Here is a 14,900-nt window from a genome sequence, read left to right on the forward strand (position 1 = left end):
GCTTACCTTGATACTAGTTCCACAAACAAAATCAACAGTGCCCATTTTTATTGAAATATCGTCCTCACCATGTAGATCTGTCCTCACCAGCAGCCTTCTCAAGATCTTCCCCCCAAACCTCTTTCGCCAAGCGGTAGATCTCTTCAAAAAAACAACGAGGGTTGTTTAACGAATACCATTCCCCCCTAGGCCAGCTGGATGTTTCGCACTCATCAATATCAAAAAAAATACTAAAATTATAGTTTGAATCTTCTAACGCCGACTCTAAAGCTTCAAACAAAACCAGCTTATGTCTATATGATAGATACGGCAGATTTAGACAATACTTCTTTATAAGCTTCTCTCTATCATCAGAAATATTCGGATTATATACACTGAGTTCGACACCTCGAGTCTCCTCTCGGTCATAGACATCAAAAACACCAACAAGCCAGCTAAATCTTGGATTGAAAGGCTTATTTAAGTACGGATCTTTCAACATCATTTCTTCTCCGAAGGAAAACCTGTAAACGGTTCTTGCATGTTTGTCTTATCAAATTTAACCTCAAACCAGTTCATATTCTCATTCAGAATCGGATTTTGCGGATCGTTCCTGTTCGGTTTGTAGCCTCGCCCTGCACCAGGCAATTCGAACCTGACTATCGGAGTGTCATTCTGATCCTGCCCCGTATGCATAATTAAGCCATTTTTATCCCTGGTCATCGCCTTGTTTAATGCACCTAAATGCATTCGCCAATTATGGAATTGTGAGCTTGGGTTTCCTCTAGGTGGTATTGGAACGACGCCAGTGTGAGGATCAGCGCCATTGATTGCTCGCTGTTTTAGAGCTCGATCGGGAATTTCGGAACTGTGCTTTTTTACAGTGTGCATATCATAGAGTTCTTCATATTCATGTACCCGACGCTTCGCATTCTCTTCAGCCACCTCATCAAGCCTCGCCCGTCGCTCCTGCGCCGTCATTTTCGGCAGCGGGGGCGCGCCCTCTTCGACGACCACGCGACCAGCCTCGTACCGCATCGGACGACGCGGTGCTGACGGCGGACAGTTGGAACTCAACCCCAACGGATCCACCCACCCCGTCGGATTCGGCACGTACTGGTACTGATTCAACCCACCCGCCAACTTGATCGGGTCCGGCGTCAAATACCGTCCAAGCCTTGGGTCGTAATACCGATGCCGGTTGTAATGCAGGCCGCTTTCCGCGTCGAAGTACTGCCCCTGAAAGCGCAGCGGTTGATCCAGGTATTCCTCGCCGGCCAGGGTGATTGCGGCGACTTTGCCGTAGGCGTCGTATTGCGCCGACCAGACGATTTCACCGCTGTAGTCGGTGAGTTCTTGGGGGGTGCCGAGGTGGTCGAGTTGGTAGTAGAACGGGCAGGCCTTTTTTGGGCCTTTGCCGTCGAGCAGTGCCAGCGGGCGGAAGGTGCCGGGTTCGTAGACGTAGCTGCGGTGCTGGGTTTTGCTGCTTTCGGCGACGAGGTGGTCGCCTTGCCAGAAGAACTCGGTTTTTTCGCCGTCGACGGTTTTGCTGATCCGCCGGCCGAAGGCGTCGTACTGGTAGGTCGCGGTTTTGCTGTCGGGGCGGGTCAGGCCGATGAGCCGATGCTGGCAGTCGTAGCGATATTCGGTGACCAGTTTCTGCGCGGTGCCGCGGCGTTCACGGATCAGGTTACCGAAGGCGTCGTAGTCGTAGTGGCGATCGCCCTGCATCAGCAGGCGGTTGCCCTTGATGTGTGTCGGGCCGGGGCGCTCCTGCATGAGCAGGTTGCCGGCCGGATCGTGGGCGAAGGATTCCGGTAGTTCGTCGCGTGAGTGGCGCACCCGGATCAGGCGGTCGAGGGCGTCGTAGCCATAGGTGCGTTGGCCGTGACGGGTGTCGGCGATGTGCTCCAGATTGCCGTTGGCGCTGTAGGCATAATCGCGGCGGTACAGCGAATCGTGCTGATGGCCTACGGCGTGGGCGAGCAGTCGGCCCTGATCGTCGTAGGCATATTCGCTGAGCAGCAAACCTTGCTGGCGTTGTTGTTCGCGGCCCGACTGATAGACGTGTTGCGTCAGGGGCGCGCCATTGAGGTGGATGGCGGTCAGTGCGCCGCCCTTGGCGTACTGATAATCGAGCTTGCTGTTGTCCGGCAGGCGCATGCGTTTGAGCTGGCCGCAGGCGTCGTAGGCATAACGCAGCGTGCCCCAGCCCTGATGCTCGGTGATCAACCGGTCCTGCAGGTCGTATTCGAAGGCCAACGGATGTTTCTGGCCGTCGTCGACGCCAGTCAGTCGACCGAGGCGGTCGTACTGATAGATAACCTTGACCCCGTCAGGCAAGGTCTTGACCAGCAAGCGCCCGGCCGCATCGCGCTCGTAGTGCGTGACCAACACCGAGCCGTCATCGCCGAATTCGGTCTTTTCCAGCAGATGACCGTTAAGATCGTAGGCGTAGGCCGTACGCCGCCCGTCGAAGCCGGTTTCCTGTCGGATCAGTCCGGTCGGCGTGTAGTCCAGTCGATACTTTTCGCCAGACTCGTTCTCGATTTCGGTGAGCAGCAGTTGCGCATGGTCGTAGCGGTACTGCACCCGCGTGCCGTCGGGGTTGATCCGACGCGAGACCAGGTGCAGGTCGTCGTCATACTCGTAACGGGTGATGCGCCCGAGCTCGTCGCGTTCGGCAGTGACCTGGTGGTAGGCGCCATAACTGTAGGCGCGAGTGGCGCCCGTAGGAGAAGTCGTCTGGATCAGTCGGCCAACAGCGTCCCAATGCTGACGCGTGACCGCACCGTGTTCATCAGCAGTGGTAGTCCTGCGCCCCAGTGCATCGTAGGAAAAGCGCCGCACACCGCCATCGGGCAGGGTTTCTTCAACCAACTGACCGAGGGTGTTCCAGACAAAAACGTGCCGACTGGTGTCCGGGTAACGGATCGACAGCAGCTGCCCGCGAGCGTCGTAGTGGTAATGCGTGACCTGACCATCAGGATCGACCGCCTCAGTCACATCGCCCTGAGCATTGCGCCGGTAGGTCCATACCGCGTCGCCACGGGAACGGCTGTGCAGGAAACCGTTGCGGTACTCGTAGGACGTTGGCACATCGTCTGGCGGAAGCAGCGCGATCAGCCGTCCGACATCGTCGTAGCGGTATTCGGTGACGGCGCCTAAGGGATCCTGCTCGGCGACCAAGCGGCCCGAACCGTCGTAGGCCTTGAGGTGTTCACCGCCATCGGCCTCGACCTTGCGCACCAGTCGTGCGCGGTCATCGTGGACGTAGGTTTCTTCGGTGCCATCGACGTAATGCACGACGACACTGCCGTCGTCATGCCAGACGTAGCGCGTGTCCATCTGCGAGAACGACGCCCAATGCCTGACGCAACGCGCCGATTTCCCTGACCGCTCCCACTCCCAGAAAAAGCTCGCGCCGCCCGTGAGCTGCCGCTGGAGGATGACGTGCTGATCGTCGTAGTCGTAACGCTCGCTGTCGCCAACCGCGTTGCGCGCCTCGACCAGACGCTGATAGGCGTCGTAGCGGTAGCTGACGAGGGTTTGCTCAGTCGTCCATTCATCCTGCTGAAACGACTGATAGTCGACGGCCACCAAGTGCTGGCGGTCATAACGCAACAACAGTGCCCGACCCGCGCCATTGTCCAGACGCTGAACCCGATCCTGCCGATCCCGAATAATGCGCAGACGATTGCCATACGCATCACTAACCGCCGTCAGACGCCCGGCCCGAAAGTGATAAAACCGTGCCGCATCCCCCGCCAGCGCGAGGATCAGTTCTTCCGGTTCATCCCCGAGAAAAATCGCCGCCCGCGACAGACTGTTATGAATCGCCGGGCGCTCAACACTCGGCAACGGGAACCGCGTACGCCGGTTTTCATGATCAACCCAAACAACACCGTCGCCATCGAGCTCCAGCCGATGCGCCAGCGAATGACTCCAACCAAACCCCAGCCCGACATCGATTTCGGCGGCACTGGTGCGATACAGCCTTGTGAACTCGAATGGCAGCAGCCCATCGAGCACGCCATCGCTCAGGGTCAGTAGTTCTTCGCCGGTAACCATCGACACCGGGCAGCCGTTGGTACAGGTCTGCGGCACGCAATCGGCGCTGTTGCCGTTGGGGTTTTTTGCCTGGTCCGGCGAATCGTCGTGGTGTTCGTCTTTTTTCAGCAAGGTGTTGCGCTTGGCATTCCAGCGCAATTGCATCCGGCCTTTTTTGATACCCGCGGCGATCCCGCGCGCGGCAACAGTCTTGTATTGATCAACGTACTTGATGAAAACGCTGACGATGCCGAACATCGCCTTCACCAACCGCACCAGCGCCGAGAGCAGTTGAACCGCGTGACCTGCCAGACGTAGAGTCAGATAAGCGATCCCTCCGCCACCACTGGCGAAAGTCAGAATGACGGCAATCAGCACGTCGATCAGCACTTGCACCATCATCATCGATACCGCTTGCGCGGTTTTACCGGCGATCTGGCTCGGCGGCAGCATCTCCAGCCACAGGCTGGCGGTACGCAACAGCAAACACAGCGTCGCTTCGTCACTGACCAGTAACTGAAGCTTCTCCATGACCTCAGGAGCCGTGGCGGCCAGATCAATCAAGTCAGTCGCGCCACTGCCCAACCGCTCGGCAAACTTGCCCGGATCCTTGAGAATGTCCGACAGCATCCCGATGCTGTCCCACACCCCCTCGATCGCCGCCCAACTGCCGGCGAGCATGCCGTTGCCCACCGCCGTCGCCACCGAATGCGACCACTGCGGCTTGAACCCTTGCCATTCGCCGCGCAACCAGTCATCCAGCTCACCGGTTAAACCGTCATAGGACTTGAACAACGCCCTGACCTGTTCCGCGGTGACCTCACCGTGCACATGCACGCGATAGAACTTACCCTCTGTTCCCCTGAATTCGCCCTTGCCTTCGGCATTGAGGGTGATGGGTGTTGTTTCGCCTCCATCCACCGCCACCACATCGACCACGATGTTGCCCAGCGGAATTTCGTAGACCGATTCGAACTTGCTCTCGATCAACATCAATCCGCCCTTCGGGCACTGGGCGATATTGGAGAAAAATTCGTCGTCGCTACTGCTGACGGCCGTAGTGCGATCGCCGAAGCGGATGATCCGCTCCATACCCACCAGCGACGGCAGATCAGCGGCGTGGCTGACAGTGTCGGCCGTGCGGCTGGCCCAGTGTTCGAGCTGTTCGCGGTAGAGACTGAGGGTGTCGGGGAAGCTGTCGAGTGCTTGCTCGATGCGAGTGATGGCTTCCATCAACGCACGTCGGGGTGCTGGGCGGACTGAGTTACCGGGTCGAACATGAGCGTTCCCTCGCGCAAAAAATAGGCGCGGGAACTGTGCGACGGATCAATCAGAAAAGAAGTCAGGCGAGTAAGCGATGGCTGTAGGATTTATCTGCAAAAACAGCAAAAGAGCTAAACGAGCAGACAAAACGCAAACGGGGCGTGAGGTTTCCCTCACGCCCCGTTTATCGGACGACACAAATGGATTTACTGCGTTGAATCTCCAGCACCCAGCTCTTTCAATTTAAGCTCGGCCAACGGGTGCCCGGCCTTGGCGGCCATTCCCCACCAGCGCGCGGCTTCGGCAGGGTCTGGCGCTTTGCTCGCGGTGCCAGCCAGGCTGATCACACCAACCTGATAGGCCGCTTTGCCATCACCCGCCAGAGCCGCCAACCGCAACAGGCGCACGCCTTCTTCACGCGCTCCCAACCCCACACCGCGAAAGGTCAGAATGTGGCCATAGAAGCTTTGCGCGCCGACATCGCCGAGGTTGGCCATGCGTGCAAACTGACCTTCAAGCCAGCGCCACCCGCGAGGCTGGCGCACAAACCATGACCAGTGAAACAGCCTGCGAGCCAGCCAATAGCTGGCCCGCGCCTTGAGTCGTAGAAACACTCAGGCCTCCGCTGATTCCGGGTATTCATATTCGAAAACCCTGACCACTTCCGATGCATGCCAGGACGCTGCGGCAACGCCATCGGACGGCCCGGAAAACCGCCCCAGACGTTCGACACATTCAAAAAAACCGGTGCGCGGCAAACGACTCGCGCCTTGGCTGATCACCAGCGAGCTGCGTAACGGCTGTTCGGCCTTGGCATCCAGCGCGGCCAGGTGCTCAAGCGCGGCAGTCAGGGTTTGCATCGCCGGTGTCGGCAATTGCAGCCGTTCAAGCAAGGCCCGATAGGTCAGCAGATGACGCTGTCGGCGCGCCTGGTCCAGTTCACCGAGTAATCCGTCCCAATGTTGACGACTGATGCGTACGCTCACGATTCATCCCTCCACCCTGGCACCGTCAGCTCCCAAGCGAGGCTACGACGAATCGCGGCGTCAGGCAGACGCTCACCACTTTCGATCATGGCCAGATATGACGGGCTAATGCCTACCGTGCGGGCCAACGCCTCGATGGCGATGCCCTTCCCTTCGCGCAAACTGCGTAGTTGATCCAGACCTGGAAGAATCGGGTCCGGCGTTGCCGCGAGCGGCTCTGGAGCCTGCTGCGACGGTGCTTCTTTGATACCTGCTGCTTTTAGTAGAGCCTGATACTGAGCCCAAGGCAGAACCGCGTATTCGGGTTCGCCATCGCGTGCAATTATCTGAATATCCATGACTACCCCGTAGGACAACAACACTTAGCGAGTCGGCACTTTTCCCTAGAAGTGTAATCCTAACAGCGGCCAAGGTCGCGAGGGGTATCTATCTGTCTGCGAGCCGAATGAATCAGGGCTTTTTCGGACCCTGGAGCTGAAGTTGTTCGGGGGTATCGGGCAAGCGTTCCGCGACTGCCAGTTTTTCCGGATTCTGGCGATTGCGCCAAAGCCGGAAGGCACCGAGTTCATCATCGAGGACTTTCATCAGCCAGGCGAGGACGGCGATGTCATCAAGCATGCCGAATACCGGGATGAAATCCGGAATCGCGTCCACCGGGCTGAGAAAGTACATCAGGCCCGCGACCACTGAAACCAGGGCCTTGCCACTGATCGCGCGGTACTCTCCGCGCCAGTAGGCCAGACACAAAGCCTGAAGCAAACGCAGGTCATCCTTGAGCTTGCCGAGCCGATTGCCTTGCGCCGCGCCTTTGCTGGCCACCGCGAACAGCAAGGTCGGCAGACGACCGCGAGCCAGCAGGCGGCCAGCCAAAGGCAGGAATCGAGCGAAATTCCACGGAGCTTTCATCTATTCCTCCCGTTGAAATGTTATCCACACAAATTGTGGATAACCTTGTGAACAGAGCTGCATTTGCGCGCTGAGAGCCCCGTTTTATAAGGGCTGCGCTCAGATCGGGCGTTTTTTACTCACATAAAAAACCCCAATATTTCATTGACTTGGCGGCTCAGGGCGTCTAGCGCGGGCAGCCTCAAAGCCTATGACTCTTCTGACCGGCATCGGTTCGCTTTGTTTACCCTCCTCAAGGTCCAGATGCAACAACGCCCCGCATAAGCGAGGCGTTGTTGTCGAAGCCGTTGCCGATTACTTGGCAGCGGCGTCTTCTTTGGCTGGATCCTTGATAGCCAGCAGTTCCAGGTCGAAGACCAGAACCGAGTTGGCCGGGATTGCCGGGCTTGGCGATTGCGCACCGTAAGCCAGATCGCTAGGGATGTACAGTTTGTACTTCTCACCAACGTGCATCAGTTGCAGACCTTCAACCCAACCCGGAATCACGCCGCTCACCGGCAGATCAATCGGGCTGCCGCGCTCGACGGAGCTATCGAAGACGGTGCCATTGGTCAGCTTGCCAGTGTAGTGAACGGTCACTACGTCGGTAGGCTTAGGCTGTGCGCCGTCGGCTTTCTTGACCACTTCGTATTGCAGGCCGGAAGCGGTAGTAGTCACACCAGCCTTCTTGCCGTTTTCTTCGAGGAATTTCTTGCCGGCGGATGCCGACTCTTCGCTCATCTTGGCCATACGCTCTTCGGCACGCTTTTGCAGCGCGGCGAAAGCTTCGACCAGCTCTTCATCTTTCAGCTTCTGTTCTTTCTTGCCGACGGCATCTTCGATGCCCTGGGCTACCGCTTTGGAGTCCAGATCATCCATGCCTTCCTGAGCCAGGCTCTTGCCCATGTTCAGGCCGATACCGTAGGAAGCTTTTTGCGCCGGGGTTTTCAGCTCTACGCTGGTCTGCGAATCACAACCCGCAAGTACCAGGCTAACCAGGGCTACCGCCGCCGCCAACCGATGCTGTTTCATGCTATTTCCTTGTTCATGCGCCGAAAGGGCAATCGAGTAAAGCCGCGAGCTTATCAGGCCGCCACGACCAATGGCTACCGGCATGAGAGCAGGAAACTTCCGATAAGTTCAGGGATTAAAACGCATTGGGGCGCAGACACGATGAAGCTTCTGTCATCTGCCGACGACAACGACCGACTCTCCTTGCTCCAACATCTGGCCTAATGGCCACTTGCCACACAAGGTCAGGCTCAGGCATAACAGCGCAACAATTCGACAAGGATGTTTAACTTGCGCCTCTTACTCCGCGTTCTGACCCTGATCGCGCTCCTGCTGGGACTCGTCCTTGCGGTGGTTTTGTATTACGTCGCCAACCCGAAATTGCCCTTCTACACCCCGGCCCAGCAGGTGCATTACCTGAATCAGTGGACTGAACAGGAGCGACAGACCTATTACTTCACGCCCCAGGGCACACAGGTCAAAGGGCTGCGCTATGAATGGTTCCAGGCATTGGAGTTGCCATTCTCGCAGCAGCGCTTCGCCTCCCCTGAATACCTCGCACGCTTTGGCTTTTTGATTGATCCGCAGCAGAAAGCCACGCCAGACAACCCTGGCAACCTTCCGGTCGGTTTCGCACGACACCAGAAGCCTCGCAGCTCCGAGCAATATCTGGACATAACTTGCGCGGCTTGCCACACCGGTGAACTGCGTTTCAACGGTCAGGCTGTGCGCATCGACGGCGGCACCGCACAGCATGTCCTGCCTTCCAGCGTTCCTACGTTACGCGGTGGCAGTTTCGGACAGGCATTGGTCGCCAGTCTGACCTCGACTTACTACAACCCGTGGAAATTCGAACGCTTCGCGCGAAGCGTTCTGGGCGATGACTACGACGCTCGCCACGAACAGCTGCGCAAGGATTTCAAAGCCTCGCTGGACACCTTTCTGAAAGTCGCCTGGAACGACACTCACCGCGGCCTTTACCCAACCGAGGAAGGGCCGGGCCGTACCGATGCGTTCGGGCGAATTGCCAACGCGACATTCGGCGACGCGATTTCCCCCGCCAACTATCGCGTGGCCAACGCGCCGGTGGACTACCCGCAACTGTGGGACATGTGGACGTTTGACTGGGTGCAGTGGAACGGTTCGGCGCAACAGCCGATGGCGCGCAATATTGGCGAGGCTCTGGGCGTCGGCGCGACTCTGAACTTCTTCGATGCCAACGGCCAACCGCTGCAAGGCGATGACCGCTACCCCTCCAGCGTGCGCGTGCGCGACCTGAATAAAATCGAAGAAACCCTGCAACGCCTGCAACCGCCCGCCTGGCCCGAGGAGCTGTTCGGGGCGGTCGACAAGGCGCTGGCCGTCAAGGGCCGTACGCTGTTTGCCGAAAATTGCGCCAGTTGCCATGTCCCGCGCAAGACTCAGGAAGGCGAACGCTGGGTGCAGCATTTGCACATGTTGCCCGTCGCGGTGATCGGCACCGATTCGAACGCGGCCAACAACGTTGCCAACCACCGCTTCGACCTGACAGCCCTGCAATGGAATCTGCAGGAGCTGGAAAAAATGGACGTAAAACTGCATCCGTCGCCCAAGGAACCGCTGGACCTTGGCCAGTTGTCTGTGGCCAAAGGCCTGGCGTACGTCACCGCATTCGTCGAAAACCGTGCTTATCGCGAGGCAAACGTCAGCCCTGAAGAAAAACCCCGCCTCGACGGCTTCGGCCTGCCCATCGGCGTGCGCGAAAAGGTCGCCTACAAGGCGCGCCCAGTGGCTGGCGTGTGGGCCACCGCACCGTTTCTGCACAACGGCTCGGTGCCGAGCCTTTATCAGTTGCTGTCGCCACAGGATGAGCGCGCCACCACCTTCTATAAAGGCACCTTCGAATACGACCCTCGGCATCTGGGCTATCGCACCGAAGCCTTTACCAACGGCTTCCTGTTCGATACGCGGATCAGCGGCAATCGTAACAGCGGTCATGAATTCCGCGCCGGCGAACGTGGCAATGGTGTCATCGGCCGCCTGCTGCAACCTGAAGAGCGCTGGGCATTGCTGGAATACCTGAAAGTTCTCGGCGGCCCATTGGAGGCGCAATTGCCATGATCTCGACCTTCAAGAAAGAACTGCCACTGCTGGCTCGATTCTGGCTTTGGCTGGGACGTCTGCTAGGCAAAACCCTGTTGATCCTGCTCGCCATCGGCCTGCTCGGCTGGGCCATCGGCACTGCATGGTTTGCCTGGCAGCATCGTGGCCCGGTGTCGGCACTGGAGCAGATCCCGGCCGATGAGGCAGGCATGACTCAGGACGTGATCCAGACGGCTGTGCGCATCGTCGATCAACACCGTGAAGGCACGCGCTATCTTCGCGATGCTCACGCCAAGGCGCATGGTTGCGTAAAAGCTGAAGTGAAAGTATTGCCGGAACTGGCTCAGTCGCTGCGACAAGGCGTGTTCAGTGAGCCGGGCAAAACCTGGCAGGCGATGATTCGCCTGTCCAACGGCAATGCCTACCCGCAGTTCGACAGCATGCGTGATGCCCGGGGCATGGCGATCAAACTGTTCGACGTTCCCGGCAAACAATTACTCGAAAAACGCCAGCAACAACATGAACAAGATTTCGTGATGTTCAGTCACCCGAACTTCTTTGTCAGCGATGTCGCCGAGTACCGTCAGAATGTGGCCGCGCAGGCTGACGGCAAAAAGGTCATGGCATTTTTCCCCGGATGGGACCCACGTACCTGGCAGATCCGGCATTTGTTTATCGCCTTGGCAACCCTGTCGCCGGCCCCCAAGAGCCCGACAGAGACTACGTATTTCTCGGTCTCGCCGTATAAATTCAGTGAAGCCAACGCCAAGTTCAGGGTGGCACCGGCCCCCGACAATTGCCCGGCGTACACCCTGCCCCGGCAAAATCAGGATCTACCGAATTTCCTGCGCAGTGCCTTGACCCAGCAGTTGTCGACGGATCGCGTCCCCGCGTGTTTTGTCTTGCAGATTCAGCGTCAGGACGCCAACCGATACATGCCCATCGAGGACACCAGCATCGAGTGGCGCGAGCGCGATGTTCCCTTCGAGACCGTGGCCCACATCACCCTGCCTCCGCAGGACTTCGACACCCCGGAGCTGAATCTCGCGTGCGACAACCTGTCGTTCAATCCGTGGTTTGGCATTGAGGCGCATCGGCCGATTGGCGGAATCAACCGCTTGCGTAAAGCAGTGTATGAGGCCGTGAGTGACTATCGACATAGCCAAAACGCCACACAATAGCGGGAGAGGCAGACTACCTCTGGCGATCGGATTTAATCCCCGATGGGCTGCTCAGCGGCCCCAGCATCTAAAATCCTGAGCCTGCGGTGCAAGCCATCGGGAAATTAAGTCCCATTACCACAGGACTTGTGTCTGGCACACAAAAAGCCAAACGCCAGACAGCAAAAAGCCCGCACTAGGCGGGCTTTCTGTGGCTATCTGGAGTTCAGTGTTCCAGATTACCGAATATGGCGCAGCGGACGGGACTCGAACCCGCGACCCCCGGCGTGACAGGCCGGTATTCTAACCGACTGAACTACCGCTGCGCGAAACGCTTGAAACGAATGGTGGGTGATGACGGGATCGAACCGCCGACATTCTGCTTGTAAGGCAGACGCTCTCCCAGCTGAGCTAATCACCCTTCGCTTCGTTACGGGACGCATTATGCCACAAGTTTTCGTAACGTGTTGATTTAATTGAATATTTTTTCAAATAAATCCGAAAACAGGTAAAACGACACATCCCGCGGGTACAACCTTGGAGCAGAAAAAAACCCGCCTTGGCGGGTTTTTCCGTGGTGACCTGGCGTTCAGCGTTCCAGGTTACCGAATATGGCGCAGCGGACGGGACTCGAACCCGCGACCCCCGGCGTGACAGGCCGGTATTCTAACCGACTGAACTACCGCTGCGCGTAACACATGAAACGAATGGTGGGTGATGACGGGATCGAACCGCCGACATTCTGCTTGTAAGGCAGACGCTCTCCCAGCTGAGCTAATCACCCTTCGCTTCGGTGTGGCGCGCATTCTACGGAGCGACCCCACCTCTGGCAAGCACTTTTTTAAATAATTTTCCGAGGCCTTCCAAAGGCTTAGAGAAGGGTTGGCCTATGCCACGGCGAAGACAATAATGCCCCCCTTTGTATAAAGGAGAGACTCACCCCATGTGGTTCAAAAACCTGCTTATCTATCGCCTGACCCAAGACCTGCCTGTCGATGCCGAGGCGCTGGAAACTGCACTGGCCACCAAACTGGCGCGTCCATGTGCAAGCCAGGAGTTGACCACCTACGGTTTCGTCGCGCCGTTCGGCAAAGGCGAAGATGCTCCACTGGTGCACGTCAGCGGTGATTTCCTGCTGATCTCTGCGCGTAAAGAAGAACGCATTCTGCCGGGCAGCGTCGTACGTGATGCGGTCAAGGAAAAGGTCGAAGAGATCGAAGCCGAGCAGATGCGCAAGGTCTATAAGAAGGAACGCGACCAGATCAAGGATGAAATCATCCAGGCCTTCCTGCCGCGCGCCTTCATCCGTCGTTCGTCGACCTTCGCTGCCGTCTCGCCGAAACAGGGTCTGATCCTGGTCAACTCGGCCAGCCCGAAACGCGCCGAAGACCTGCTGTCGACCCTGCGTGAAGTGATCGGCACCCTGCCCGTTCGCCCGTTGACCGTGAAAATGTCGCCAACCGCGACCATGACCGAATGGGTCACCACGCAGAAAGCCGCCGACGACTTCTATGTGCTGGACGAGTGCGAACTGCGCGACACCCACGAAGACGGCGGTATCGTGCGTTGCAAGCGTCAGGACCTGACCAGCGAAGAAATCCAGCTGCACCTGAGCACCGGCAAAGTCGTTACTCAACTGTCGCTGGCCTGGCAGGACAAGTTGTCGTTCATGCTCGACGATAAGATGACCGTCAAACGCCTGAAGTTCGAAGATCTGTTGCAGGATCAGGCGGAACAGGACGGCGGCGAAGAAGCCCTCGGCCAACTGGATGCCAGCTTCACACTGATGATGCTGACGTTCGGCGACTTCCTGCCGGCGCTGGTTGAAGCATTGGGTGGCGAAGAGACTCCGCAGGGGATCTGACCTGCCTTTTGTGTGAAAGCTTAAAAGATCGCAGCCTTCGGCAGCTTCTACATCTGGAATGCATTTTCCTGTGGGAGCTGCCGGAGGCTGCGATCTTTTTGCTGGCGACGTATGCTTAGCTTCCTAACGCTTTCGCATAACAAGGAACAAGCCATGCGCGCACTGGCAGCACTCAGCCGCTTTGTCGGCAACACTTTCGCTTACTGGGTTCTGATTTTCGCCGTTGTGGCCTTCCTGCAACCTTCGTGGTTCCTCGGCCTGAAGAGTGCAATCGTGCCGCTGCTCGGGCTGGTGATGTTCGGCATGGGCCTGACCCTCAAACTCGACGACTTCGCCGCCGTCGCCCGCCAACCCTGGCGTGTAGCGCTGGGCGTGGTCGCACATTTCGTGATCATGCCGGGCATGGCGTGGTTGCTTTGCCAGATTTTTCATCTGCCACCGGAGATCGCCGTCGGCGTGATTCTGGTCGGTTGCTGCCCGAGCGGCACTTCATCCAACGTGATGACCTGGCTGGCCCGAGGTGATCTGGCGTTGTCGGTGGCCATCGCCGCCGTCACCACCCTCCTCGCTCCGCTGTTGACCCCGGCGCTGATCTGGCTGCTGGCCTCGGCGTGGTTGCCGGTGTCGTTCATGGAGCTGTTCTGGTCGATCCTGCAAGTGGTGCTGTTGCCGATCGTTCTGGGCGTGGTTGCGCAACGTTTGCTGGGCGACAAGGTTCGTCATGCAGTGGAGGTGTTGCCGCTGGTGTCGGTGGTGAGCATCGTGATCATCGTGACCGCTGTAGTGGCGGCCAGTCAGGCCAAAATCGCCGAATCCGGCTTGTTGATCATGGCGGTGGTGATGCTGCACAACAGCTTCGGCTACTTGCTGGGCTACTTCACCGGGCGTTTGTTCAACCTGCCGCTGGCGCAGCGTAAATCGCTGGCACTGGAAGTGGGCATGCAGAACTCGGGGTTGGGCGCCGCGCTGGCCAGTGCACACTTCTCGCCACTGGCGGCGGTACCAAGCGCCTTGTTCAGCGTTTGGCACAATATTTCCGGGGCGCTGCTGTCGACGTATTTCCGGCGGATGAGCGAAAAGAAAGATCGCAAAAACTTGGCACAGCAGGCGACTGACTGACCTGCGAACTTGATCCCCGGATTAATGCTCGTCAATATGTTGCGTAACGCGGGGACGACCCTGCGGCTCGATCGAGTTTTAATCTGGGGACGACCCCGTCAACCGATGGAGGTCTTTCATGTCCTGGATCATTCTGTTTTTCGCCGGCCTGTTCGAAGTCGGCTGGGCCGTCGGCCTCAAATACACCGATGGCTTCAGCCGTCCACTCCCCACCGCACTGACCATTGCAGCCATGGCCGTCAGCCTTGGCTTACTGGGCCTTGCGATGAAGGAATTGCCGCTGGGCACGGCCTATGCGATCTGGACGGGCGTCGGTGCCGTGGGCACGGTGATTGCCGGGATCATTCTGTTTGGTGAGTCGATGGCGCTGATTCGGCTGGCCAGTGTGGCGTTGATCATTACCGGGTTGATTGGCCTTAAGGTCAGCGCTTAGACCACTGGCCCCATCGCTGGCAAGCCAGCTCCCACAGTTTCGTTGGTGTACACAAAACCGGTGTTCAC

The 14,900-nt window shown here is 58.1% G+C and carries 12 protein-coding genes and 4 tRNA genes; 5 read left to right on the plus strand and 11 right to left on the minus strand.

What is annotated here, in order from left to right; translation table 11 throughout:
- Positions 1-64: 64 nt before the first annotated feature.
- The 7 genes from AB4P92_RS06925 to AB4P92_RS06955 form a co-directional block, all read right to left on the minus strand.
- Positions 65-484, minus strand: a complete 420-nt coding sequence (locus AB4P92_RS06925; protein WP_261737238.1) for a hypothetical protein — start codon at positions 482-484, stop codon at positions 65-67.
- A complete protein-coding gene (locus AB4P92_RS06930; RefSeq protein ID WP_395599175.1) occupies positions 481-5,262 on the minus strand; it encodes an RHS repeat-associated core domain-containing protein in 4,782 nt (1,593 codons plus the stop codon). Before AB4P92_RS06930 ends, AB4P92_RS06925 begins: the two co-directional genes overlap by 4 nt.
- 236 nt (positions 5,263-5,498) lie before the next feature.
- Positions 5,499-5,906 (minus strand): sel1 repeat family protein, encoded by a 408-nt coding sequence (locus AB4P92_RS06935; RefSeq protein WP_047300331.1) that lies wholly within the window; start codon positions 5,904-5,906, stop codon positions 5,499-5,501.
- On the minus strand, positions 5,907-6,278 hold the full coding sequence (locus AB4P92_RS06940) for a hypothetical protein (protein WP_003223109.1): 372 nt from the start codon (positions 6,276-6,278) through the stop codon (positions 5,907-5,909).
- Positions 6,275-6,616, minus strand: a complete 342-nt coding sequence (locus AB4P92_RS06945; RefSeq protein ID WP_042558400.1) for a helix-turn-helix transcriptional regulator — start codon at positions 6,614-6,616, stop codon at positions 6,275-6,277. The genes AB4P92_RS06940 and AB4P92_RS06945 overlap by 4 nt, the downstream gene beginning before the upstream one ends.
- Before the next feature lie 112 nt (positions 6,617-6,728).
- On the minus strand, positions 6,729-7,184 hold the full coding sequence (locus tag AB4P92_RS06950; RefSeq protein ID WP_042558399.1) for a YkvA family protein: 456 nt from the start codon (positions 7,182-7,184) through the stop codon (positions 6,729-6,731).
- Positions 7,185-7,478: 294 nt separating this feature from the next.
- Positions 7,479-8,195 (minus strand): FKBP-type peptidyl-prolyl cis-trans isomerase, encoded by a 717-nt coding sequence (locus AB4P92_RS06955; protein WP_042558398.1) that lies wholly within the window; start codon positions 8,193-8,195, stop codon positions 7,479-7,481.
- 270 nt (positions 8,196-8,465) lie between these two features.
- Between AB4P92_RS06955 and AB4P92_RS06960 the strand changes: the two genes are divergently transcribed.
- Positions 8,466-10,274 carry a di-heme-cytochrome C peroxidase gene (locus AB4P92_RS06960; protein WP_395599176.1) on the plus strand — a complete coding sequence of 603 codons (1,809 nt, stop codon included), beginning with the start codon at positions 8,466-8,468 and terminating at the stop codon, positions 10,272-10,274.
- Positions 10,271-11,437, plus strand: a complete 1,167-nt coding sequence (locus AB4P92_RS06965; protein WP_395599177.1) for a catalase family protein — start codon at positions 10,271-10,273, stop codon at positions 11,435-11,437. Before AB4P92_RS06960 ends, AB4P92_RS06965 begins: the two co-directional genes overlap by 4 nt.
- 228 nt (positions 11,438-11,665) lie before the next feature.
- Here AB4P92_RS06965 and AB4P92_RS06970 read toward each other — a convergent pair.
- The 4 genes from AB4P92_RS06970 to AB4P92_RS06985 form a co-directional block, all read right to left on the minus strand.
- Positions 11,666-11,742, minus strand: a tRNA-Asp gene (locus AB4P92_RS06970).
- Positions 11,743-11,761: 19 nt separating this feature from the next.
- A tRNA-Val gene (locus AB4P92_RS06975) sits at positions 11,762-11,837 on the minus strand.
- A 191-nt stretch (positions 11,838-12,028) separates the two neighbouring features.
- A tRNA-Asp gene (locus tag AB4P92_RS06980) sits at positions 12,029-12,105 on the minus strand.
- A 19-nt stretch (positions 12,106-12,124) separates the two neighbouring features.
- A tRNA-Val gene (locus AB4P92_RS06985) sits at positions 12,125-12,200 on the minus strand.
- Positions 12,201-12,359: 159 nt separating this feature from the next.
- Here AB4P92_RS06985 and rdgC point away from each other — a divergent pair.
- The 3 genes from rdgC (at position 12,360) to sugE (ending at position 14,832) form a co-directional block, all read left to right on the plus strand.
- Positions 12,360-13,280: a recombination-associated protein RdgC gene (rdgC, locus tag AB4P92_RS06990; protein ID WP_395599178.1), complete on the plus strand. Its 921-nt coding sequence runs from the start codon at positions 12,360-12,362 to the stop codon at positions 13,278-13,280.
- 153 nt (positions 13,281-13,433) lie between these two features.
- On the plus strand, positions 13,434-14,399 hold the full coding sequence (locus tag AB4P92_RS06995) for a bile acid:sodium symporter family protein (protein ID WP_395599179.1): 966 nt from the start codon (positions 13,434-13,436) through the stop codon (positions 14,397-14,399).
- Between the two features lie 118 nt (positions 14,400-14,517).
- The gene (gene sugE, locus AB4P92_RS07000; protein ID WP_042558337.1) at positions 14,518-14,832 is read left to right on the plus strand and encodes a quaternary ammonium compound efflux SMR transporter SugE; all 315 of its coding nucleotides are present in this window, start codon (positions 14,518-14,520) and stop codon (positions 14,830-14,832) included.
- Positions 14,833-14,900: the final 68 nt, after the last annotated feature.

This window comes from Pseudomonas sp. A0308, assembly GCF_044218815.1.
GTDB classification, from domain to species: domain Bacteria; phylum Pseudomonadota; class Gammaproteobacteria; order Pseudomonadales; family Pseudomonadaceae; genus Aquipseudomonas; species Aquipseudomonas iridis.